19 protein-coding genes are annotated in these 22,847 nt (G+C 70.6%); 9 read left to right on the forward strand and 10 right to left on the reverse strand.

The window, feature by feature from the left end:
- The 5 genes from B0F77_RS44290 to B0F77_RS44310 form a co-directional block, all read right to left on the reverse strand.
- Positions 1–573, reverse strand: a 573-nt coding sequence (locus B0F77_RS44290) for a glycoside hydrolase family 6 protein (RefSeq protein ID WP_211294349.1), incomplete at its 3' end; no start/stop codon positions are given.
- A gap of 24 nt (positions 574–597) precedes the next feature.
- Positions 598–909: a hypothetical protein gene (locus tag B0F77_RS44295; protein WP_086669060.1), complete on the reverse strand. Its 312-nt coding sequence runs from the start codon at positions 907–909 to the stop codon at positions 598–600.
- 1 nt (position 910) lies between these two features.
- Positions 911–2,521, reverse strand: coding sequence for a glycerol-3-phosphate dehydrogenase (gene glpD / locus B0F77_RS44300; RefSeq protein ID WP_086669061.1), 1,611 nt, complete (start codon positions 2,519–2,521; stop codon positions 911–913).
- A gap of 24 nt (positions 2,522–2,545) precedes the next feature.
- On the reverse strand, positions 2,546–4,063 hold the full coding sequence (gene glpK / locus B0F77_RS44305; protein WP_086669062.1) for a glycerol kinase GlpK: 1,518 nt from the start codon (positions 4,061–4,063) through the stop codon (positions 2,546–2,548).
- 23 nt (positions 4,064–4,086) lie between these two features.
- Positions 4,087–4,842, reverse strand: coding sequence for an MIP/aquaporin family protein (locus tag B0F77_RS44310; protein ID WP_086669063.1), 756 nt, complete (start codon positions 4,840–4,842; stop codon positions 4,087–4,089).
- Positions 4,843–5,085: 243 nt separating this feature from the next.
- Here B0F77_RS44310 and B0F77_RS44315 point away from each other — a divergent pair, with 243 nt between their 5' ends.
- Both B0F77_RS44315 and glpK (B0F77_RS44320) read left to right on the forward strand, forming a co-directional pair.
- Positions 5,086–5,850 carry an IclR family transcriptional regulator gene (locus B0F77_RS44315; RefSeq protein ID WP_086669064.1) on the forward strand — a complete coding sequence of 255 codons (765 nt, stop codon included), beginning with the start codon at positions 5,086–5,088 and terminating at the stop codon, positions 5,848–5,850.
- A 24-nt stretch (positions 5,851–5,874) separates the two neighbouring features.
- A complete protein-coding gene (gene glpK / locus B0F77_RS44320; RefSeq protein ID WP_086669065.1) occupies positions 5,875–7,368 on the forward strand; it encodes a glycerol kinase GlpK in 1,494 nt (497 codons plus the stop codon).
- Positions 7,369–7,425: 57 nt separating this feature from the next.
- On the opposite strand, the gene B0F77_RS44325 is transcribed toward glpK (B0F77_RS44320), so the two are convergent.
- Positions 7,426–8,802, reverse strand: a complete 1,377-nt coding sequence (locus B0F77_RS44325; RefSeq protein WP_086669066.1) for an aminopeptidase P family protein — start codon at positions 8,800–8,802, stop codon at positions 7,426–7,428.
- Positions 8,803–8,910: 108 nt separating this feature from the next.
- Here B0F77_RS44325 and B0F77_RS44330 point away from each other — a divergent pair, with 108 nt between their 5' ends.
- The 5 genes from B0F77_RS44330 (at position 8,911) to B0F77_RS44350 (ending at position 15,204) form a co-directional block, all read left to right on the forward strand.
- Positions 8,911–9,846 carry a LysR family transcriptional regulator gene (locus tag B0F77_RS44330; RefSeq protein ID WP_086669067.1) on the forward strand — a complete coding sequence of 312 codons (936 nt, stop codon included), beginning with the start codon at positions 8,911–8,913 and terminating at the stop codon, positions 9,844–9,846.
- Between the two features lie 171 nt (positions 9,847–10,017).
- Positions 10,018–11,718, forward strand: coding sequence for a S8 family serine peptidase (locus B0F77_RS44335; protein WP_158102998.1), 1,701 nt, complete (start codon positions 10,018–10,020; stop codon positions 11,716–11,718).
- A complete protein-coding gene (locus B0F77_RS44340) occupies positions 11,715–12,275 on the forward strand; it encodes an RNA polymerase sigma factor (protein WP_086669069.1) in 561 nt (186 codons plus the stop codon). The genes B0F77_RS44335 and B0F77_RS44340 overlap by 4 nt, the downstream gene beginning before the upstream one ends.
- Positions 12,272–12,718, forward strand: coding sequence for a hypothetical protein (locus B0F77_RS44345; protein WP_086669070.1), 447 nt, complete (start codon positions 12,272–12,274; stop codon positions 12,716–12,718). Before B0F77_RS44340 ends, B0F77_RS44345 begins: the two co-directional genes overlap by 4 nt.
- On the forward strand, positions 12,715–15,204 hold the full coding sequence (locus B0F77_RS44350; protein ID WP_086669071.1) for a CHAT domain-containing protein: 2,490 nt from the start codon (positions 12,715–12,717) through the stop codon (positions 15,202–15,204). Before B0F77_RS44345 ends, B0F77_RS44350 begins: the two co-directional genes overlap by 4 nt.
- Here the strand turns inward: B0F77_RS44350 and B0F77_RS44355 are convergent.
- The gene (locus B0F77_RS44355; RefSeq protein ID WP_086669072.1) at positions 15,201–16,535 is read right to left on the reverse strand and encodes a collagenase; all 1,335 of its coding nucleotides are present in this window, start codon (positions 16,533–16,535) and stop codon (positions 15,201–15,203) included. The genes B0F77_RS44350 and B0F77_RS44355 overlap by 4 nt on opposite strands.
- A 94-nt stretch (positions 16,536–16,629) precedes the next feature.
- Complete coding sequence (locus tag B0F77_RS44360; protein ID WP_086669073.1) at positions 16,630–18,213, reverse strand: MFS transporter; 1,584 nt, start codon at positions 18,211–18,213, stop codon at positions 16,630–16,632.
- 126 nt (positions 18,214–18,339) lie between these two features.
- Here B0F77_RS44360 and B0F77_RS44365 point away from each other — a divergent pair, with 126 nt between their 5' ends.
- Positions 18,340–19,182, forward strand: coding sequence for a MerR family transcriptional regulator (locus tag B0F77_RS44365; RefSeq protein ID WP_086669074.1), 843 nt, complete (start codon positions 18,340–18,342; stop codon positions 19,180–19,182).
- A gap of 263 nt (positions 19,183–19,445) precedes the next feature.
- Here the strand turns inward: B0F77_RS44365 and B0F77_RS44370 are convergent, their stop codons facing one another.
- A complete protein-coding gene (locus tag B0F77_RS44370; RefSeq protein WP_086669075.1) occupies positions 19,446–20,615 on the reverse strand; it encodes an MFS transporter in 1,170 nt (389 codons plus the stop codon).
- A gap of 73 nt (positions 20,616–20,688) precedes the next feature.
- On the opposite strand from B0F77_RS44370, the gene B0F77_RS44375 reads away from it, so the two are divergent.
- Positions 20,689–21,672, forward strand: a complete 984-nt coding sequence (locus B0F77_RS44375; protein WP_086669076.1) for a LacI family DNA-binding transcriptional regulator — start codon at positions 20,689–20,691, stop codon at positions 21,670–21,672.
- Here the strand turns inward: B0F77_RS44375 and B0F77_RS44380 are convergent.
- A complete protein-coding gene (locus tag B0F77_RS44380) occupies positions 21,669–22,778 on the reverse strand; it encodes a sulfite oxidase (RefSeq protein WP_086669077.1) in 1,110 nt (369 codons plus the stop codon). The genes B0F77_RS44375 and B0F77_RS44380 overlap by 4 nt on opposite strands.
- Positions 22,779–22,847: the final 69 nt, after the last annotated feature.

Consider the following 22,847-nt stretch of genomic DNA (forward strand, 5'->3'; position numbering starts at 1 on the left):
GGTGCCCGCGGGCACCCACTGCGCGTTGCCGGCGTCGAGGTAGGCCCACGTGTTGGGCGCCTTGGCCTTGAACTGCTCGGTGGCGTACTTGATCATCGCGGTGCGCTCGGCGATCTTGGCGCCGTCCATGCAGTTGAAGTCCGCCAGTGAGTCCGGCTCGATCACCACGACGGCGGGCCGGGTGCCGATGCCCTCGGCGAACGCGTTGATCCAGGTGCGGTAGGCGTCCGGCGTCCCGGCGCCACCACCGGAGTGCCCGCCGCACGCGTCCCGGCCGGGGATGTTGTACGCGACCAGGACGGGCAACTTGGTGCCGGTCTTGTTCACGTAGCCGCTGACCGCGGTCTTGATGTCACCGCTCCAGTTGCCGAACCAGCGGGCGATCGACTTGCTGGAGATGTTCGCCTTGATCGCGGCCTGGCGACCGTCGCCGGGGTGGTCGCGTACCCACACGGCGGGGTTGGAGTCCGGGTCGACGTAGAAACCGTCGGTCAGGCTGACCGGGCTGGCGGCGTGCGCGGCGGGTGCCGTCGCCACCACGGCCAGGAGGGCCAGCGCGAGTGCTCTCATCATGGCGAACACACTCGCGCGGGCCGCCTAAGGGGCGGTAAGTCCGTGCCAAATGATTCCAGACTGAATCGGCAGCAACGGGGCCGCGATCCGGGCGAACGGCCCGCTCCGCACCATCCCGCCGACCGGCCCGGCGAACGGTGCCCCGGCGTCCAGCGTGTCCGGCAGCCGGGCGTAGGCAGCCCACCGGTCGTCCCAGGCCTGGATCACGTCGAGGTGTCCGCCGGGGAGGAACCGGGACAGGTGCACCCCTGCGACCTGCCCGGTGTTCCCCAGCAGCGGGAGCAGCCGGAAGCCGCCCTCTCGCCGCAACCTCTCGATCAGCTCCGCGCTGTCCATCTCATCTCGCCGCCAACTCCGTACTCGCTCGGTATGCGTCAACAGCAGCGACACGTTCTGCGTCCGACCAGCCCAGCGGACCCGCGATCAGGTCGGCGACCTGATCGGCCACCGAGGCACCGAAGTCCAGATGCTCCATGGCGATCCGGGTCCGCCGGGCCAGCACGTCCTCCAGCCCCAGCGCGCCCTCGTGCGTCACGGCGTACACGATCTCCGCCGCGAGATACCCCGCCACCGGCGCGGCCAGCGAGGAGTCCTGCGCGGCCAACGCCAGCACGTCGGAGACGGCCGAGCCGTAGCGGCGCAGCAGACGCTCCACTGTGGACGTGGGCAGGCCGGACTCGGCGGCGACTCGAGTCCGGTCCGCCCACAGCTCCTGGTAGCCGACCGCGCCGCACAACGGCAGCCGGGCGGTCAGCGACGGCGCGACGGCACGTCCCAGGCCGTCGACTGCGGCGTTGACGACGTCGGCGGCCATCACGCGGTAGGTCGTGTACTTGCCGCCGGCGATCACGAAGAAGCCCGGCTCGGGCTGCGCGACGGCGTGTTCGCGGGAGAGCTTCGCCGTGTCGCCGGAAGCCCCGTCGAGCAACGGCCGCAGACCCGCGTACGTGCCAACGACGTCGTCGATCGAAAGTGGTGACCGCAGCACGGCGTTGACGTGGTCGAGGATGTAGGAGACGTCCTCGGAAGTGGCGGAGACGTCCTCAGGTGAGCCGGAGTACGGCGTGTCCGTGGTGCCGATGATCCAGTAGGCGCCCCACGGGATCACGAACAGCACCGACTTCTCGGTCTGCGTGATCAGCCCGCCGTCCAGCTGGATCTTCGACCGCTCCACCAGGACGTGCACGCCCTTGGACATCCGCACGTGGAACGGCGGAGCACCCGGCGACATCGAGTTCAGCGAGTCGGTCCACACACCGGTGGCGCTGATCACCCGACGAGCCCGCACCACGTGCGTCACGCCGGAAAGCTCGTCACGCACCGAGGCACCCACAACCCGGCCGTCGTTGCGCAGCAACGAAGTCACGCGCGCCCGGGACACCACCGTCGCACCGTGCTGCGCGGCCGTGCGGACCAGTGTGGCCACCAGACGTGCGTCGTCCATCTGCGCGTCGTAGTAACGGATCGCGCCGGCGAAGGCGTCGGAATCCAGAGACGGCCCCAGAGAAGCCATCTTCCGGCGGGACAGGTGCCGGTGCATCGGCACCGCACCGGCGCCGCCGATCGAGTCGTACAGCAGCACGCCCGCGCCGACATAAGCGCGTTCCCACTGCTTCTTCAACGGGAAGAGGAACGGCACCGGCCGCACCAGGTGCGGTGCGAGCCGGCGCAGCAACAGGCCGCGTTCCTTCAGAGCTTCCCGGACCAGCTTGAACTCCAGCTGCTCCAGGTACCGCAGCCCGCCGTGGACGAGCTTGCTGGACCGGCTCGACGTGCCCGCCGCCCAGTCTTCGGCCTCGACGAGCGCGACGGAGAGTCCGCGGGAGGCCGCGTCGAGCGCAGCGCCCGCACCGACCACACCGCCTCCGACGACGAGAACGTCGAACTCCGTGCTGTCCAAAGCCTCCAGGGACCGAGCACGCCGAGCCGGATCCAGCCTTGCGAACAACTTCTTCAGCTCCTCAGAAGAAAATCAGCGGACGTCGGAGTCGACCCAGTCGAACGACTTGGTGACGGCCTTCTTCCAGTTGCGGTACTCGCGCTCGCGCTCGTCGGCCGCCAGCTCGGGCGTCCAGCGCTTGTCCTCTGCCCAGTTCGAGCGCAGCTCGTCCAGCGACGACCAGTAGCCCACGGCGAGACCGGCGGCGTACGCGGCGCCCAGGGCGGTCGTCTCGGCGACCACGGGACGCACGACCGGCACGTCGAGAACGTCGGCCTGGAACTGCATGAGCAGTTCGTTCTGGACCATGCCGCCGTCGACCTTCAGCTCGGTCAGCGGCACGCCGGAGTCGGCGTTCATCGCGTCCAGGACCTCGCGGGTCTGGAACGCCGTCGCCTCCAGCACGGCGCGGGCGAGGTGGCCCTTGTTCACGAACCGGGTCAGGCCGACGACCGCGCCCCGCGCGTCCGCCCGCCAGTACGGGGCGAACAGGCCCGAGAACGCCGGCACGAAGTACGCGCCACCGTTGTCCTCGACCGACCGCGCCAGCGTCTCGATCTCCGGTGCGGAGCCGATGATGCCGAGGTTGTCGCGCAGCCACTGCACCAGCGAGCCGGTGACCGCGATCGAGCCTTCCAGCGCGTAGACCGGGGCCTCGTCGCCGATCTTGTAACAGACCGTGGTCAGCAGGCCGTTCTTCGAGGCGACCTTCTCGGTACCGGTGTTGAGCAGCATGAAGTTGCCGGTGCCGTAGGTGTTCTTGGCGGTGCCCGGCTCGTAGCAGGCCTGGCCGAACGTCGCCGCCTGCTGGTCGCCGAGGATGCCCGCGATCGGCACGCCCTTCAGCACGCCGCCGGGGCCGCCGTTGCCGTAGACCTCGGAGGAGGAACGGATCTCCGGCAGCATGGACACCGGAATGCCCATCTCCCCGGCGATCTCGGCGTCCCACTGCAGCGTGTCGAGGTCCATCAGCATGGTGCGCGACGCGTTGGTGACGTCCGTGGCGTGCACACCGCCGTTGGGGCCGCCGGTGAGGTTCCACAGCGTCCACGTGTCGGTGTTGCCGAACAGCAGGTCGCCGGCCTCGGCCCGCTCACGGGCGCCCTCGACGTTGTCGAGGATCCAGCGGATCTTCGGGCCGGAGAAGTAGGTCGCCAGCGGCAGGCCGACCTTCGCCTTGTAGCGCTCGGCACCGCCGCCGAGAGCACCGAGCTCCTCGACGATGGCCTGCGTGCGGGTGTCCTGCCAGACGATCGCGTTGTAGACGGGCTCGCCGGTGTTCTTGTCCCACACCACCGCGGTCTCGCGCTGGTTGGTGATGCCGACCGCGGCGAGGTCACCGGTGTTGAGGTCGGCGGCGGCGAGCGCCTGGCCGATCACGAACCGGGTGTTCTCGGAGATCTCCACCGGGTTGTGCTCGACCCAGCCGGCCCGCGGGAAGATCTGCTCGTGTTCCTTCTGGCCCACGGCGACGATGGAGCCGCCGTGGTCGAAGATGATCGCCCTGGTGCTGGTCGTGCCCTGGTCGACGGCGAGAACGTACTGCGTCATCGAAGTTTGTCCTTTCAGGATGGTCAGAACACGAGCGAGGCGACGACACCGGCGATGGCACCGCCGACGATCGGGCCGACGACCGGAATCCAGGAGTAACCCCAGTCCGAGTCCTTCTTGCCGACGGCTTCACCGTCGGTGCCCTTGTAGGACAGCGGCAGCAGGGCGTGCGCGATGCGCGGGCCGAGGTCGCGAGCCGGGTTGATCGCGTAGCCGGTGGGGCCACCGAGCGAGGCACCGATGCCGACGACCAGCAGCGCCGCGGCCAGCGGGCCGATCTGGGTCGGGGTCTTGCCGAACGCGAGGATCACGAAGACCAGGACGAACGTGCCGATGACCTCGCACACCAGGTTCCAGGTGTAGCTGCGGATCGCCGGGCCGGTGGAGAACACCGCCAGCTTGAGGCCCTCGTCGGGCGTCTCGTCGAAGTGCGGCTTGTACGCGAGCCAGGCGAGCACGGCACCGAGGAACGCGCCGAGGAGCTCACCGGCGAAGTACACGATCGTCGAGCCGAAGCCGACCGGAACGCCAGGGGCGTACTCCGCCGCACCGCTGGTCAGAATGCCGACCGTGACGGCCGGGTTGAGGTGCGCGCCCGACTTGTAGGCGACGTACACACCGGCGAAGACGCCTAGGCCCCAGCCGAAGTTGATCAACAGCCAACCGCCGTCGAAGCCCTTCGACTTGGCGAGCAGCACGTTGGCCACCACGCCCGCACCCAGCAACAGCAGGACGCCCGTACCGAGCACCTCGCTGAGGAACACTGACCCGAGACCCACGCTGGCCTCCCAATCGTCTGAGAACGGCTGATCACCCCGTGGTGATTGACGCGGAACGTAATGACCCACGTCACGCCTGCTCAACGGGCACGTTTCGACAATGTCGACACCCATGGGCACCCAACGCGTGACCGACCGGTCACGCTGCGCGCAGACAAGGCGTTTCAGGCCTGTATCCAGGGGCGATGACGGCCCTAGCTGTTCGACATTGCCGACACGGGTCGTCTGAATTACGTTTCTCGCGTGCCGGGACCCATCCAGTCGATCGAACGCGCCGCAGCCGTGCTGCGGCTCCTCGCGCGTGGCTCCGGCCACCACGGTCTCACAGAGATCGCCGACTCGCTCGGTCTTGCGCGCGGCACCGCGCACGGGATTCTCCGTACGCTGCAACGGGTCGAGTTCGTCGAGCAGGACCAGGCCACCGGCCGCTACCGCCTCGGCGCGGCACTGCTGCACCTCGGTACCTCCTACCTCGACGCGAACGAACTGCGTTCCCGTTCGATCAACTGGGCCGACACGCTCGCCGCGCGGTCGGGCCAGGAGGTGCGCATCGGCATGCACCACGACGCCGCCGTGCTCGTCGTGCACCACGTGTTCCGGCCGGACGACTCCGTGCAGACCCTCGGCATCGGCGCGATGCTGCCGTTGCACGCCACCGCGCTCGGCAAGGTGCTGCTCGCCTACGACCCGGACCTGTCGGCGGCCGCACGCCGGCGGGAGCTGACGTCGCTGACCCGCCGGACGATCACCCGCACCCAGGCGCTGGAGCGGGTGCTGACCGAGGTGCGGGCGCAGGGCTGGGCCGGCGAGGCCGAGGAGTACATGCCAGGTGAGGCCAGCATCGCCGCGCCCATCCGGATCCCTGGCGGGCTCGTCGTCGGAGCGATCGGCATCTCCGGTGCGGTGGACCGGTTGTGCGACTCCACCGGACGGCCGCGCGCGACGCTGGTGCGTCAGGTCGTCCAGGCCGCCGACGCGGTCACCACATCTCTCGTCGACGAGAACTGAGGGCTCGGCGTGCAACGGTTTGTGATGGCGATCGACCAGGGGACGACGTCGACGCGCTGCATCGTGTTCGACCAGAACGCCCGCCTGGTCGCGGTCGCCCAGCGCGAGCACCGGCAGTACCACCCACGGCCCGGCTGGGTGGAACAGGACGCCGTGGAGATCTGGCGCAACGTCGACCGGATCATGCCGCAGGCGTTGCGGCAGGCCGGGATCACCGCCGACCAGGTGGTGGCGCTGGGCATCACGAACCAGCGCGAGACGTTCGTGGTGTGGGACCGGCACACCGGTGTCCCGGTGGGCCGCGCGATCGTCTGGGAGGACATCCGCACCGAGGAACTCGTTGCGGAGCTTGAGAAACAGCCCGGCATCGAGGAGGTCCGCGAGCGCTGCGGACTGCCGCTGGCGAACTACTTCTCGGCGCCGTCGCTGCGCTGGCAGCTCGACAACGTGGCAGGGCTGCGGGAGAAGGCCGAGCGCGGCGACGTCCTGTTCGGCACGATGGACACCTGGCTGATCTGGAACCTCACCGGCGGCGTGAACGGCGGCCTGCACGTCACCGACGTGACCAACGCGTCGCGGACCATGCTGATGAACCTCGGTACGCGGCAATGGGATCCGATGCTGCTGGACTTCTTCGGCGTGCCCGCGTCGATGCTGCCGGAGATCCGGCCGTCGTCCGAGATCCACGGCAAGACGACGCGCGTGGTGCCCGGTATCTCGATCACGGCCGCGCTGGGCGACCAGCACGCGGCGTTGTTCGGGCAGACGTGCTTCGAGAAGGGGTCGATCAAGGGCACGTACGGCACCGGCGGCTTCCTGTTGATGAACACCGGCAACGAGCTCGTGGTGTCCAAGCACGGGTTGCTGACCACGATCGGCTACCAGATCGGCCCCGAGCCCACCTACGCGCTGGAGGGCTCGATCGCCGTCGCCGGGTCGCTGGTGCAGTGGTTCCGCGACAACCTCGGGCTGATCCACAGCGCGCCGGAGATCGAGACGCTGGCGCGCACGGTGAAGGACAACGGCGGTTGCTACATCGTGCCCGCGTTCTCCGGGTTGTTCGCGCCGCACTGGCTCGCGCAGGCCCGCGGGCTCGTCGTCGGGCTCACGTCGTACATCAACAAGGGCCACCTCGCGCGGGCCGTGCTGGAGGCGACCGGGTGGCAGACCCGGGAGGTCGTCGACGCGATGAACGCCGACCTCGGGGCGCCGACGCCGGTGCTGAAGGTGGACGGCGGGATGACCGCCGACCACCTGTTGATGCAGTTCATCGCGGACGTGCTGGACATCCCGGTGGTGCGGCCGCTGGTGGCGGAGACCGTGTCGCTGGGTGCCGCCTACGCCGCGGGGCTCGCCTCCGGCTACTGGCCGGACCTGGAGGGGCTGCGGCGCAACTGGCACCTGGCCGCGCGGTGGAACCCGGCAATGGATGCCCACCACCGCGAAAACGAATACGCGAACTGGAAGCGAGCCGTAGAACTCACCTTCGCCTGGGCCCGCTCCACCCCGTCCACTTAGGACGAGCCATGAACGGCGCTTTTGTGGACCTGAGGTCCACAAAAGCGCCGTTCATGGCTAGGAGCGCTGTTTGCGGACCCAGGCGGCCACGTCGTCGGCCTCGATGGGGAGGGCGTCGGAGAGGATGTCGGCGCCGGTCGAGGTGACGACGAGGTCGTCCTCGATGCGCACGCCGATGCCGCGCAGCTCCGGCGGCAGCGTCTCGTCGTTGGGGTGGAAGTACAGGCCGGGCTCGACGGTCAGCGCCATGCCGCGTTCCAGGATGCCCTGCTGGTAGGTCTCCTGGCGGGCGTCGGCGCAGTCGTGCACGTCCAGGCCGAGGAAGTGCCCGGTGCCGCAGACGATGTAGCGCCGGTGGTGCTGGCCGTTCGGGTCGAGGGCCTTGTCGACGCTGACCGGCAGCAGGCCCCAGTCGTGCAGGCCCTCCGCGAGCACCTGCATCGCGGTGTGGTGGAAGGCGCTGTAGTCGTTGCCGGGCCTCACTTCGGCCAAAGCGGCAACGTGCGACTTGTGCACCAGGTCGTACACCTGGCGCTGGGCCGCGCTGAACTCGCCGCCGACCGGGAAGGTGCGGGTGACGTCCGCGGTGTAGAGGCTGTTCATCTCCACGCCGGCGTCGAGCAGCAGCAGGTCGGCCTCGTTCACCCGGCCGTCGCAGCGGGTCCAGTGCAGGACCGGGGCGTGCGGGCCGGCGGCGACGATCGAGGTGTAGCCGGGACCGTTGCCCTCGGTGCGGGCGCGCCGGTCGAACGTGCCCTGCAGCCACCGCTCTCCCCCGCCGCGCACGGCCTGGCCGAGCTCCATGGCGACGTCGGCGAAGCCCTTGACGGACGCGTCGACGGCCTGGCGCAGCTGGTCGATCTCCCAGTCGTCCTTGATCCGGCGCAACTCGGCCAGCACGGTGCGCAGCTCGTCGCTGTGACTGCCGGTGAGGGCGTCGAGCAACGGGTCGAGGCCCTTGGCGGTGAGCGTCTCGGGGTGCCGGCCGCGCAGGGCGTTGGCGAGGTCCTCGAGCGGGCGGGCCGTGATGCCGAGCGCCGCACCCCACTCCTTCGGGCCGGCCGCGGCGCCGATCCAGAACGGGCTGCGGTCGGCGTCGCCGAAGAAGTCGACGCTGTGGACCTCCGACGGCACCGGCACGAACAGCGTGGCGTCCTCGCCGGACATCACCAGCACCGCGCCCTCGACCTGACACCCGGTCAGCCACACGAAGTCGCTGTCCGCGCGGAACTCGTGGAACGTGTCGTTCGACCGGACGTGCGCCCGTCCCGCGGCCAGCGCGATCCGCTTGCCTGGCAGCGCCTGGACGAGCCTGGTGCGATGGGCCGCGGCCGCCTCGGCGGTGCCGCGCGGCAGGTCGACGGCACTGTCCCACTCGCCCCAGCCGTCGCGGATGTAGGTGCGGAAACCGTCCGCGTCCACCAGTTTCGCCATGTCGCGGCGTGTCCGAGCCAATTCCGGTCCCTTCGAGAACGTCTTTCTGCCCAGCCTCCCCGCTTCCGGAGGGGTCCCGCCAATCCAGAACGGGGATAGCCTCAGGCTATGGAACTGGAGATCCGGCACCTGCGGGCGATCTGCGCCATCGGCGACGCGGGCAGCCTGTCGCGCGCGGCGACGCAGCTCGGCATCTCCCAGCCGTCGCTCACCACCCTGCTGCAACGGGTCGAGCGCCTGGTCGGCGGCAAGCTGTTCGACCGCGGCCGGGCCGGCGCCATTCCTACCGCGCTGGGCACGCAGATGCTGCAGCGGGCCCGGTTGTTGCTGGTGGAGCTGGAGGCGTTCGGGTCGGACATGGCCGGCCGCGACGGTCCGGTCCGCCTCGGCTCGGTGCACATGGAGTGCGTCGCGCCACTGTACGCACGGCTGGAAGAGGTGCTCGACGACGTGACCCTGGTGGTCGACCCGTCGTCGACCGGCCTGGCACTGGCGCTGGCGAACGGACACCTGGACGCCGCGGTGATCGCGGTCGACGAGGAACAGGACCTGGGCCTGCCCCGCGGGGTGGCGCAACGGATCGTGGTGCCCTGGGTGCCGGTCTACATCGCGCTGCCCGCCACCCACCCGCTCGCCGCGGAACGCGAGGTCCGGCTCGCCGACCTGGCCGGAGAGTCCTGGGTGGGACCACCCGGCGCCGAGGACGGCTCGCTGACGACGCTGCGCGCGGCCTGCCGAGCGGTCGGGTACGTGCCGCGGATCCGGTTCGAGATGCCGAGCGGGGCCGGCCGGCAGCTGATCGCGGCGGGCAAGGCGGTGCAACTGGTCGAACCGACGTCGCAGGGCGGTCCGGGCGTGGCCGTGCGGCCGCTGGCGGGGGCGCCGATGCGGATGCGGCTGGTGTTCGCGTGGCGGCGCGAGCGGCTGACCTGGGAGCAGACCAACCGGGTGTTCGCCGCGGTCCTCGACGCCTACGCCACGCAGGCGCTCGCGAGCCCGTCCTTCCGGCCGTGGTGGGAAGCGAACCAGCCGGTCTACTCCTGACCGCCCTCCGCATCGGAAAACCCGATGTATCTGGCGGCCCCGCCACCCACCCGTGTCGACCGTGAGGACTCCCGTCACCCGGTTGGCCCCAAAGGCCTTGCCCTGCTCGGGCGACACGGCCACCATCCGAGGTGCGGCGGCGAGTCACGGCTGGTTCGGAGGGGAAACCACATGACGATCTACTGGCCAGGGACCTACGCCGACGCGTCGGAGGACGAGGGGCGAACGGGCGCGAATCCGGCGAACGAGGACACCGGACTGCCGTTCGAGGTACCGGACGATGTGCTCAGACGGCACGGCGCGCGCGTGCTGGAACCCTCGACGTCCGCGCAGTCACCGGTCCGCGCGTCCGACCGGACCCCGGAGGTCGGTCCGGCCGAGCGGCCCACCGCCTACGTGTCGTCGGTGCTGCTGATCCCGCGTGACCTGCTGATCGAGCGCAACGCCGACCTGGACGGCCTGCTGGCACCGGTCGGGATGAAGCTCCCGACGCTGACCGACCGGCGCGACACACTGCGGCGCGGCGAGGCAGCGGTGCCACCGGAAGAGCTGGCATCGGCCGTACCCGTCGTGCTCCAGCCCGCCGAACGGCCCGTCGACATCGACGCGTGGACCGCGCTGCAGGCCCTCCGCGCCAACAAGGACATCGGCGACCGGATCTCGCTGAACCACCTCATGTTCGCGTCCGGGTGGGTCGGGGACCTCGGCGGCGTTCCGGGTCCCATCCAGGGATTCATGCCACCGTTCGGGGGCGCCGCAACCTCGGGCTACCTGGACGGTCCCGTCTCGGTGGAGCTGCCGGCGATCGACCGGTCGGGCACCACGACGCTGGGCCGGCCCGCGGTGGTCGCGGTGCTCGACACCGGGATCGGCGAGAACACCTGGCTCGGCATCCCGCCGCTGAAGACCGGCCTGCCCGTGAAGGACTGGAAAACCGGGTCGTACGTGGAGGTCGACGCCGAGATCCAGAGGGCTGTGAAGAAGGCCGGCCGCTACGTGCTGGAGCAGGGCCACCCCGCCGAGGTCATCAAGCACCCCAAGGACGAGCCGCTGAGCCGCAATCCGCTCGTCGGCACCCAGGCGTGGTGCTTCGGGCACGGCGAGTTCTGCGCGGGCATCATCGCGCAGATCGCTCCCAAGGCGACGGTGCTGGCCGTCCGCGTCATGGGCACCGACGGTGTCGCCACGGAGGGCGCTGTCGTCGCTGCCCTGAAGGGGCTCGTCAAGAGGATCGACGGAACGTCGGAAACCCCGCCGAGGATGGTCGACGTCGTGTCGCTCTCGATGGGGTACCTGTTCGAGCGACCGAAAGAGGAGGAGGCGACCTCCCCGCTCGCCGTGCAGATCCACGAACTGCGCAAACGCGGGGTGCTCGTGGTGGCCGCGGCGGGCAACTCCGCCTCGTCCCAGCGGTTCTTCCCCGCCAGCCTGTCCACGATCGAGGACAGGCTCACCACGCCTCCGGTCGTCTCCGTAGGTGCGCTCAACCCCAACGGCAGCAAGGCGTTGTTCACCAACGAGGGTCCTTCGGTGACGTGCTACGCCACCGGCACCAACGTGATCAGCACGTTCCCCCAGGACGCCAACGCGAGCCGTCAGCCCGCGGTGCAGGTGGCCGCGGTCAACCGGCAGGACCTGCCGCAGTTCCGGCAGTCACCGGACGTGGACGACCACACGCACAGCCCGTTCGGTGTCTGGACGGGCACCTCGTTCGCGGCACCGCACGTCGCGGCGCACCTCGCGAACGCGGTGCACGGCATGGCACCGGGGACGGTCACGGGCAAGGACGAATTCGACCAGGCGATGAAACGGGCGAGGGACGCGGTCACCAAGGTCCAGGAAGCGGCGAAGCCACCGGACCCGGCTCCGTGAACGTCGACGATCGCCCCTTCGCGGGCGCCGCGGCCCTGTTCGCGGCGGCCCGCGATGGCGATCGTCAGGCGTTCCGCGATCTCGTCGCGGCGCTGAGCCCGTTGCTGTGGCACGTGGCCAGATCGCAGGGCCTCGACCGGGAGACCAGCCAGGACGTCGTGCAGACGGCCTGGCTTTCGCTCCTGCGCGACATGCGGCAGGTCCGCACCCCGGTCGCGCTGGCCGGCTGGTTGATCACCACCACGAAACGGGAGTGCTGGCGGGTGCGCGACCGGCTCCGCGCCGAGGTTCTCACCGCGCACGAGCCCGAGGGAGCCGATCCCGCGCCCGGCCCCGAGGAGCTGGCCGGGCTGGACGACCAGAAGCGGCGGTTGTGGGACGCCGTCGCGCGGCTCGACCAGCGGTGCCGGGAACTGCTGCGGTACGTGGCCTTCATCCCGAGGCCGGACTACGCGATGATCGCGGAGGCGCTCGGCATGAAACACGGCAGCGTGGGGCCGACTCGCAAGAGGTGTCTGGACAAGCTCCACGACCAGCTGCGACGAGGTTCGTCATGACCTCGCCGTTCAACGCTCAGGACCTCCGCGTCCTCGACGAGCTGCGCGACCTGCACGCCGCGCTCGACCCCATGCCGCCCGAACTCGTCGCGTGCGCGCAGTTCGCCGCGGACCTGGACACCGAGTTCGACATCGCGCGGATCGAACAGGTCGAGGCGCTCGCGGGCACACGGGGTGAAACGGCCCGGCAGATCACCTTCGAGTGCGGCGACGAGGTCGCGCTCATGGTGCAGCTCCAGGTCCACGACGACGGGCGCGTGCGGATCGACGGGTGGCTGACCCCGCCCGGTTGCGACCTGGAACTGCGCACCGCGACGAGCACCACGCCGGTGGACACCTCGCCGCTGGGCCGCTTCGTCGTCGACGACGTCGGGCACGGCCTCGTCCAGTTCGTCATGCGCACCGCCGGCGCGACCGTCGTCACCCCCGCGATCGTCCTATGACGACAGAGGAGCGCGCGCGGAGGCTGCGCGAGGAGGGGTCGCTGCTGACCAACAGCGGCAGACCCGGTGCTGGGGCGCGGAAGCTGCGCGCCGCGCTGCGGTTGTTGAACTGGTCGCCGGAGGTCTCCCCCGACGCGCTGACGCACCGGGTGGTCACCTCGCACGTGCTGATCAGCCTGGGACTCGCCGAGGCCGAGCTGGGCGACACCGCCCGCGGCCTCGCCACGCTCGACGCCGCCGACCACGTCGTCACCGAGCACGACCGACCGATCCTGTGGCAGCAACGCGCCCTGGTGCTGCACCGCGCGGGCCGGGTGACCGAGGCGTTGCGGCAGCTCGACGCCGCCGTGCCGCGGCTGATCCGCGACGGGGAACCGTTCCCGCTCACCTCCGCGCTGCTCACCAGGGTCTCGATCGGCCTCGGTGTCGGCCGGACCGGCCGGGCGCGCGAGGACCTGCGGGTGTGCGGGGAGATCGCGGCCCGCGAGGGGTTCGCGCTCACCGAGGCCAAGGTGGCGCACGCCCTCGGCTACTGCGCCGTGCTCGACGGGGACATCCCGGCGGCGTTGCGTTCCTTCGAGGAGGCCGCCTCGGGGTACGGGCAGCACGGTCCCGGTTACCTGCCGGTGCTGGCCATGGACAAGGCCCGCGCGCTGCTGTCGGCTGGCCTCGCCGGAGAGGCCGGGCGGGAGCTCGACTCGGCGTTCGCGATGTTCACGACCGACCGGTTCAGCGTCGACTACGCCTGGGCCGAGCTGACCCGCGCGCAGGCCGCGCTCGCCACCGGGCAGCCGGGTACGGCACGGGACTGGGCGATGCGCGCGGGCCGCCGGTTCCGCCGCCACGGTGATCACGCGTGGGCCGCCATCGCCGACCTGACCGCGATGCGCTCACGCCTCGCCGCGGGCGGGCCCGCGACCCAGATCGCCGCGCGGTGCGGGCAACTGGCGGTCCGGCTGCGCGCGCTCGGCCTGAAGCACGACGCCGAACTCGCGGACCTGCTCGCGGCCCGCGCCCTGCTGGAGGCCGGACGGCCCGTCGCGGCCGTGGCCGGACGCGGCGGGCCGGTGGAGGTCCGGTTGCTGCGCAGGCTGGTCCGGGCCGGGCAGCTGGAACCGGGTCCGGCGTTGCGCGAACTGCGTTCGGGACTCGACCTGCTGCAGGCCCAGCGCAGCCGGTGGGGCAGCACCGAGCTACGCGCCGCGCTCGCCACCACCGGCGCCGAGCTCGCCGTGCGCGGCCTCGACGTGGCGCTGGCCAGCGGATCGCCCCGGCTGGTGTTCTCGTGGACCGAACGCTGCCGTGCCCAGTCGTTCCGGCTCACCCCCGTCCAGCCGCCCGCCGATCCGGTCGCGCGGGAGGCGCTCGCGGAACTGCGGCAGCTCAGCCACAACCTGCGCGAGGTCCAGGTCCGCGGCGGCCGCGACCCCGCGACCCGAGCGCGGTGCGCCGATCTCGAACGGCTCATCCGGCAGCGAACCTGGCAGTGGGAGGGCGGTGGCGCGGCACGCCGGGTCGTGAGCGCCACCGAGGTCCAGGCCCAGCTCGCCGAGACCGACCAGGTGATGGTCAGCTTCTTCGACCGCGCCGGCCACCTCTTCGCGCTGGTCGTCGACCGAAGCCGGATGCGGCTCGTCCCGCTCGGCGGCACCGGCGTGGTCGTGGAGACGGTCGTCCGGCTGCTCAACGACCTCGACGTGTTGTGCGGCAGGCGGTTGCCGGCCCGGCTCGAAGCGGCGGTGGCGGCCTCGATCGACGACAACGTGCGGTCGCTCAGCGCCGCCGTCGTCGCACCCCTGAGCGATCTCCTCGGCGGTCGGGACGTCGTGGTCGTGCCGACGAAGCACATCAGCGCCCTGCCCTGGGGACTCCTGCCGGAGTTCCGCGGCCGGCCGGTGACGGTGGCGTTGTCGGCGTCGACGTGGTCGTTCGGCAGGCAGGCCGCCCGCGCGCCGAGGCAGGGTGCGCTGCTGGCGAGCGGGCCGCGGTTGCACCACGCGGAGAAGGAGATCATCGGGATCGGGGCGATCCACCCGGCGGCGCGGTGTCTCACCCGTGACACCGCGACCGTCGAGGCCGTGCTGGAGGCCCTCGACGGGGTGGACGTCGCGCACCTGGTCGCGCACGGCCATCACGAGCCGGACAACGTGCTGTTCTCGTGCCTGGACCTGGCCGACGGCCCGTTGATGGCCTACGACCTGGCCCGGCTGAAGGTCGCGCCGCGCCACGTCGTGCTGTCCGCCTGCGACGTCGGGCAGGCCACCGTGCGGGCCGGTGACGAGGCGCTCGGGTTCACCGCCGCGTTGCTGCACTCCGGCACGAGCAGCGTGATCGCGAGCGTCGCCCGCGTGCCGGACGACCTGGTGGTGGACGTCATGAGCGCCTACCACCGGGCGCTGACGGCGGGGGCGGCACCGGCCAGAGCGCTGGCCGACGCCTCCCCCGCCGCCAGCCGCATTCCGCTGGTCTGCTTCGGCGCGGGCTAACGAACTTCCGCGAGCCAGCCGTACCAGTCGGTGTCGTAGCGGTTGCCGATCACGCGGGTGAGGTGGTCCCGCGCGCCGGCCCAGTCACCGGCGCGGTAGTCCGCCAACACCGCCGTGACGTCCCCTGGGTGTTTCTCGACGAGGTAGCGCACGGCGAGATAACCCCAGTTGTAGACGCGTTTGGTGTCGTGGTCGTAGGTCGTGTCGAAGAGCGCGCTCAACGCGTAGGTCTGCTTCTTCGCCTCCGCCAGCGCGTCCGCGTAGACCTCGTTTCGGTACGTGTACGAGAGGTACTCCGCGAAACCCTCGACCCACCACACGGTCGGCGTGGTCATGTTCTCCGCGAAGTCGCCGTGCAGGTCGAACCGGCCGTCGAGGTAGTGGGTGTACTCGTGGTTGAGGTTCCAGATCGCGAACGTCGGCAGCCAGTCGGCCTCGTGTGCGACGAACCGGGCCTGGTTCAGCGCGGGGTCACCCTCCAGGTACATGCCGCCGTTGTTGGTGTCGATGTCGAACAGCACCCCGGCGTACGTGCGGTAGTCGTTGCTCGTGTCGAACACGACGACCTCGAGCGAGGTGTTGTTGTCTCCGGCAACGGGTCCTGGATCGTTCGCCAGCCGGTGGAACGCGGCGTCCTGACCCGCCAGCGACGCGCAGGTCTGGCGGAGCTGGGCCCGGGTCAGCTGCTGGGCCCGGATGCGCAGGGTCGGGCTACAGGTGTGCCGGACGGTGAGCACGCGGCGGTCGATCGTCGCGCGGAAGTCGCAGGTGCGGTAACGACGGCAGTTCGCCTTGTCGTACCAGTCGACCATCTCGGCCACGCCCACCCACAGCGGTGCGAGCCGTCCGACGACGTCACCGCGTGACGCCATGTCAGCGAGCAACGGCCGAACCGTCGGTGCGATGCCCTTGTGCTGCAAGAACCTGCCAAGTTCGCGGGTCGCGTTGTGCACCAGGTACTGACGGCCGGTGCCGAAGAGGGCCAGGTTCCGCACCACGAACCGGCGCAAGGCCCGCAGGATCTCGGGCTCGGCCCGCACCGCGGCCAGGAACTCGGGGTGGCTGTGGCCGTGGTAGAGCATGATCATGCCGGCGTGCACGGTGGCGTCGTCGGCGCTGGTGTAGTTGTCCAGCACGTGGGCCAGCGCGCGCAGATCGGCCGGGTAGTCGGCCACCGCCGCGTAGATCGTCGACCGGGGCGTCGCGTGGTGCAGGTTCCGCGCGACCTCGGGTGGCAGCAACGGGCTGGTGGGCGTGCCCGGTGAGGCCTGGGCCGGGCCGGGAACCAGCAGGCCGGCCAGGAGAGCAAGAACCAGTGCGGCTAATCGCATCGAGTCCTCCGCAGGGGTAGTGAGGTGCTCAGGAGCGTCACACCCGGCGAAGGCCCGCGAGCATCCCTTCCGTTCATAGCCCGCCGCTATGGACTCAACGGTTCCCCGGTTTCGTCGGTTCGGCGTACAACAGGTGCCGCACGTGTGCGTCCCCCTTGGCCAGCGCGCGTGCGGCCGCCTGGTTCTGCTGGTCGACGACCGTGCCGCGCTCGATGTGCTGCCTCAGGTGCTCCTGCCAGGTCGCCACGGTGAACGTCTCCAGGAACGTCTCGGGCTTCTCGGTGTCCCGGAACAGCCCCCACATCGTGGCGCCGGTCCTGCGCCGGGCGCGGCCGACCCGTTGCATGGCGTCGATGAACTCGGCCTCGTTCTCCGCGGCCACCGGCCACTCGACGGTCACCAGCACCGGCCCGGCCTCGGTCTCGTCGAGTTCCGGCGGCGCGTCCCAGTACGTCGCCGGACTGATGTCGAGCGAGCGATCCAGCAGCGGCAACCACTTCGTCGCCACCAGCACGCCCACCGCCATCGCGACCGCGGGCACGATCATGGCCACCCTGAGGTCGTACGCGTCCGCGATCGCACCCCACACCACGGCGCCCAACGCCTGTCCGCCCATGAGAATCAGCTGGTAGTAGGCGAGCGCACGAGCGCGGGTCCACGACGGCAGCAGCACCTGCGCGGTGGCGTTGAACGTCGACAGCGTGGCGATCCAGCAGGCCCCCGTCAGCAGCATCGCCACGATCACCAGCGCGAAGCTCTCCGTCAGCACGGCCGTGCTCGTGGCCGCCGCGTAGAGCCACGTCGCGAACAGCACCATCCGGTTCTTGCTCATGCGCTGCAACAACTTCGGCACCACGAACGCGCCACCGATCGCCCCTGCCCCCACACTGCCGAGCAGCACGCCGTACCCGCTGGCGTCGAGCTTCAGCGGCCCGCGCGCGATGGCCGGCAGCAACGCCCACAACCCGCTGCCGAACACGATGAACAGCAACAGCCGCGTCAACACCCGCCGGAACAACGGCGAGCTCGCCACGTACCGCGCCCCGGTCCGCACCGCCGTGGTGATGTGTTCCGTCCCGAGTGGACGGTGGTCCGACGGCCTCTTCCACCGCGCCAGCACGATCAGCACACCGAGGAACGACACGGTGTTGAACGCGAACGTCGCCTCCGACCCGGCCAGCGCGATGAGCAACCCGCCGAGTGCCGGACCGATGGCGCGGCCGACGTTCATGTTGACGCCGTTCAACAGCGCGGCCTGCGGAATCTCCTCCCGCGACACCAGTTCCGGCTGAATCGCCTGGAACGACGGCATCGACAGCGCCTGCCCGATCGCCATCAGCGCCAGCAGCCCGAGCAGACTCGTCGGCGTGGCCCTGTCCGTGCCCGCGAGCAACATCAGCCCCGCGGCACCGGCCAGCATCAGGGCCTGGCCGGAGATCAGCACGTTCCGCCGGTCGAGGATGTCGCCCAGCGCTCCCGACGGCACCACCAGCAGGAACACCGGCAGCGTGGTGGCCGTCTGGACGAGCGCGACCTGCAGCGCGGAGCCGCCCAGGTCACCCATGAGCCACTGGGCGCCGACCGTCTGGGCCCAGGTACCGATGTTGGAGGCGAACTGGGCGAGCCACAGCGCCCGGAAGGCACTGCGGCGCAGGGGTGCCCACGCGGAGACAGTCACCGCTCGATCTTCACACCCTCACCCGGACCGTGCCGAACTGATGCGTGTGTGCGGGGTTGCACCTCCCGTAACGGCATGTGGTCCAGTGGACTCACGTCCCGATCCCTTGAGGAAAGATCCACGCTCATGCCTTCGTCGTTCGTGCCACCCCGCCAGGTCAAGATCGGTGACGCGGCGGCCTTCGCCGGCACCACGCCACGGGCGATTCGCCACTACCACGAGATCGGCCTGCTCCCCGAGCCCGAGCGGGGCGGTGATGACCGCCGCCGCTACGGGTACGAGGACATGATCCGCCTGCTGTGGATTCGCAGGATGGCCAATGCCGGGATCGCCCTGGACGACATCCGGGACGCCTTCACCACCGCCGGTGCGGACAGCGGAGACGGTATCGCGGGCATCCTGGAGCGGTTGGAGGAAACCCTCGCCGAACAGGAGGCGGAACTGCGGCGCCAACGGACGGCCGTGCAGCGGATGCGCACCGAAGGCAGCCGGATGGGCCTGCTCTCCGACATCGTCACCGAACGCCTCAGGAACGCGCCAGAAGGCTCCCTGCGTCCGGCGGACCTGGACAGCCTGCTGGTCACCGAGCGGATCTTCGGCCCGCTCGGTGCGGCCGTCCAGGCCACCCGCTTCGTCGTCCTGGCCACGCATCCCGCTCTGTGCGAGGAGTCCGACCGCATCGACGACGCCGAGGAGGCACTCGATGACAGCGTCGCCGTCGATGATCCACGGGTGGCTCAAGTGGCCGTCGAACGGCACGTTTTCGAAAACGCCCTGCAGGCCGTCATCGAAGAGTCCGGCCTGGGTGAGGACGACGATGCCCTCTTCGACGCCTGGGACACTTCGCACCCTGCTACCGCCGATGACTCCATGAACGCGTTCGAAGCCACCGGCAAGATGCCTTACGACTTCTCCCCAGCCCGCCTGCGCTGCATGGAACTGGCCGAAGAGCTGTCCGCCCAGGCCTAAGCAGGCTGCCGGAAGTTGTGTCCGTTACTCGTCTGGCGCTCTGCCCTGGGCTCTCATGGCGTCTGCAAGTACCACCAACTCAACATCAACAGGCGTGTTTCTACACCCAACAGGGGTCACTTCCCGCTGAGAACACCGCAGCGGCTCGACAGGCGGCGACGAGATCGGGTGTAGTTGACGGCGATTCGATCAAGAGTTGGTGGTACTTGCAGGTGTGGGCACCCAGCGAGGCCAGAGGTTTCGGATACCACTTCCGCCCAGGCCTAGTCAGGCCGTCGCAGCGTCGGCACCAGCACAAGTGCCGGCAGCAACAGCAGCGGCACCACCAACAACGCGCGCAGCACACCCACGTGGTCGCCCAGCAGGCCGACCAGCGGCGGACCGGCGAGGAACGCGGTGTAGCCGATGACCGCCACGACGCTCACCCGAGCCGCCGCGTGCGCCGGGTCGTCCGCCGCGGCGCTCATGCCGACCGGGAAGCCCAGCGCGGTGCCCAGCCCCCACACCGCGACGCCGGCGACCGCCACGACCGGCGACCCGCCGAACACCGCCAGCGCCACGCCTGCTGCGGCCAGCAGCATGCTGATCAGCAGCACCGGCACGCGGCCCCACCGGTCCAGCGCGATCGTGCCGAAGATCCGGCCGAACGTCATCGTCGTGACGAACACGCCGAACACCACCGCGCCCGCCGCCGGGTCGAACCTGTGGCCGTCGATGAACGCCACCGCCACCCAGTCGTTCGCAGTGCCCTCGGTGAACGCCAGCACCAGCACCAGCGCGCCGATCAGCAACGTGCGCGGTTCCCGCCACGCCGCCATGACCCCGCTGCTGTGACCGTGCGCCGCGTCGCCGCCGAGCCGGTACGTGCGCGCCGCCACCAACGTGCCGACCGCGACCACGACCGCCACTGCGGCCAGGTGCGCGGTCACCGGCAGGACCGCCCACGCCACCAGGGACGCGAGACCGGCGGCGGCCACCGTGCCGAGGCTCCACATGGCGTGGAAGCGCGGCATGACCGTTCGCCCGAGCGCGCGCTCGACCTCCGCCGCTTCGACGTTCATCGCCACGTCGCAGGTGCCAGAGCCGTAGCCCAGCACGAAGATCCCGATCGCCGTCAGCGCCACCGACGGGAACGCCCCGATCCCGACGCCCGCCACCGCGAGACCGGACGAGACCACCACCGCCGACACGCACACCGTGCGCCGGGCGCCGAGCCGATGCGTGACCTCCCCCGCCGTGATCATCGCCAGGAACGCGCCGAGGGACATCGACAGCAGCAACAGCCCCAACGCACCCGCGGACAGGCCGAGCGCGTCGCGAGCGGCGGGCACGCGGGCGAACCAGGTCGCCACGGCGACACCGTTGAGCCCGAACGTCACCGCGACCCCCGCCGCGGCGGCCCGGACTTCCCTGCGCGACACCGTGACCGTCATTCCGGTCCTCCTTTCTCGATACACAAAGTACATACCCCATACATGGAAGCGCTTCCACAGCAATACTGAGGAGATGAGGGGACAACGCAGCGCGACGCTGGACGACGTGGCACGGGCCGCTGGCGTGTCACGGGCAACCGCCTCCCGGGTGGTCACCGGCCAGGGCCCGGCATCGGCACGGGCGCGTGACCGGGTCGCCACGGCCGTGGCCGAACTGGGGTACGTGCCGGACGCCGCCGCCCGCGCCCTGGCCTCCCGCAGCGGCACCCGCCTCGCCATCGCCGTCATCGGCCACACCGCCGCCGTGCTCGACGATCCCTACGTGGGCCGCGTCCTGACCACGGCAGCGCACATCGCCGCCGAGCGCGAAGTCGGCGTCTCCCTGCACTGGGTTCCGCTGAGCGCCCCGCACACCCTCGCCGAGCTGGCGGGCGGCCGCGGGCTCGGCGGGCTGGTGGTGGTCAACCCGACGCGACCGGCCCTGGAGACCGTGCCGCGGGCCCTGCGCGGCAGGGTCGCCGCGATCGGGGTGGGCACGCGCGACGTGCCGTCGTTCGACGTGGACAACCGCACCGGCACCGACGGGGTCGTGCGTCACCTGGTGAACACCGGCCGGCGCCGGATCGCGATGGTCACCGGCCCGTCCTGGCTGCCGTGCGGCGACCGCGCCGTCGAGGCCTATCGACGGGTGATGCAGGACTGCGGCGGCGAGACCAGGGTCGTGCCCGGCGACTTCACCGCGGCCCGCGGTGCCGCCGCGGCGGTCGAGATCATGACGTGCTGGCCGGACACCGACGCGGTGTTCGCCCTCAGCGACCTCACCGCCCTCGGCGTCCTCGACGGACTGCACGCGCTCGGCGTCAAGGTGCCCTCGGACGTGGCGGTCGCCGGCTTCGACGACATCGCGTTCGCGTGCCTCAGCCGTCCGGCGCTCACCACGTCCACGCACCCGGTCGAGGAGATCGCCGCGGCGGCCGCGAGAGCCGTGCTCGACCACAACGGCAGTGGCCCGGTGACGTTCTTCCCCTCGAAGCTCGTCGTGCGGGACAGCGCCTAGACAACCGTCACCGGGTGCTTGACCACGGCCCCGAACAGGTAGCCCTGCGTGTTGTACGGCGTCTCGTCCGGCTGGTCATCGGCCCGCACCCGCAACACGTGCGATCCCGGCGTCGCCTGCCAGGGGATCTGCCACCGGGTCCAGCCTCCGCGCGACACCGGCGTGGCCCGCCGCCACGTGCGCCCGTCGGTGGACACCGAAACCCGCCGCACCCCACCAGGGGCCCACGAACGCCCGGTCAGCAGCCGGCGCCCCGCCGGAACGGTCGCGTTCCAGCCGAGCTCGAACGCGCTCTTGGCCACCTGCGTGGTCACGACCGTCCCGTCGGCCGGGTAGGAGGGCCCGAGCAGCCGGTAGTACTGCGTGTCCCACGGCGAGTGCAGCGGCGTCTCGGACACCTCCAGAGACCCCAGCCACTTGATGCTCGCGATCCCGACCCATCCCGGCACCACCAGCCGAGCCGGAAACCCGTGGTCCACCGGCAGGGCCTCGCCGTTCATCTCGTAGGCGACCAGCACGTCGTCCAACGCCTTGGCGACGGGCAACGGCCGCCGCACCCGGCCGAGGTTCACCCCGCCGGTGACGTACTCGGCGTCCAGCCCGGCGGGCAACACGTCCAGCGCGGACCGGCGAATCCCGGCCAGTCGCAACAACACCGACAGCGGCACCCCACGCCATCGCGCGTTGCCGACGGCGCCGAGCGTCCACGGTGTACCGGCCACGCTCTGCCCCTGCTGCGACGCGAAGAAGCTCCGCCCGTTGCCGGCGCACTCGATCACCGCCTCGACCGAACAGGAGGGCAGCGCCCGCAAGTCGTTCAGCGACAACGACAACGACCTGGATACACCGGACCCGTGGATCTGGAGCCGCCACGAAGCAGCGTCCAGAACGGGCGTCGAAGTGTGGTTGCGCACGAAGAACTTCGGCACCGGCGTCAGCGATCCGGTGCCGCGCAAGGCTTCCCAGCGTGTCTCCGCGTTGGTGCCGTGCACGATGAAGTCGCTGGCGGGCAACGGCTTGACGATCGCAGGAGCCGCTGAAGCCACAGCACGGGAAGGTAGCACCGTGAGTCCTGCCGCGATCAGCACACCGCGCCGAGAGATCATGCGTTCAACGCTAGCGACCCGCCACAAGGGGCCATCCCGCAGAACGAGAAACAAGAACGGGGAGCGTTC

The organism is Lentzea kentuckyensis, assembly GCF_002150765.1.
In the GTDB taxonomy this organism is placed as follows: Bacteria; Actinomycetota; Actinomycetes; order Mycobacteriales; family Pseudonocardiaceae; genus Lentzea; species Lentzea kentuckyensis.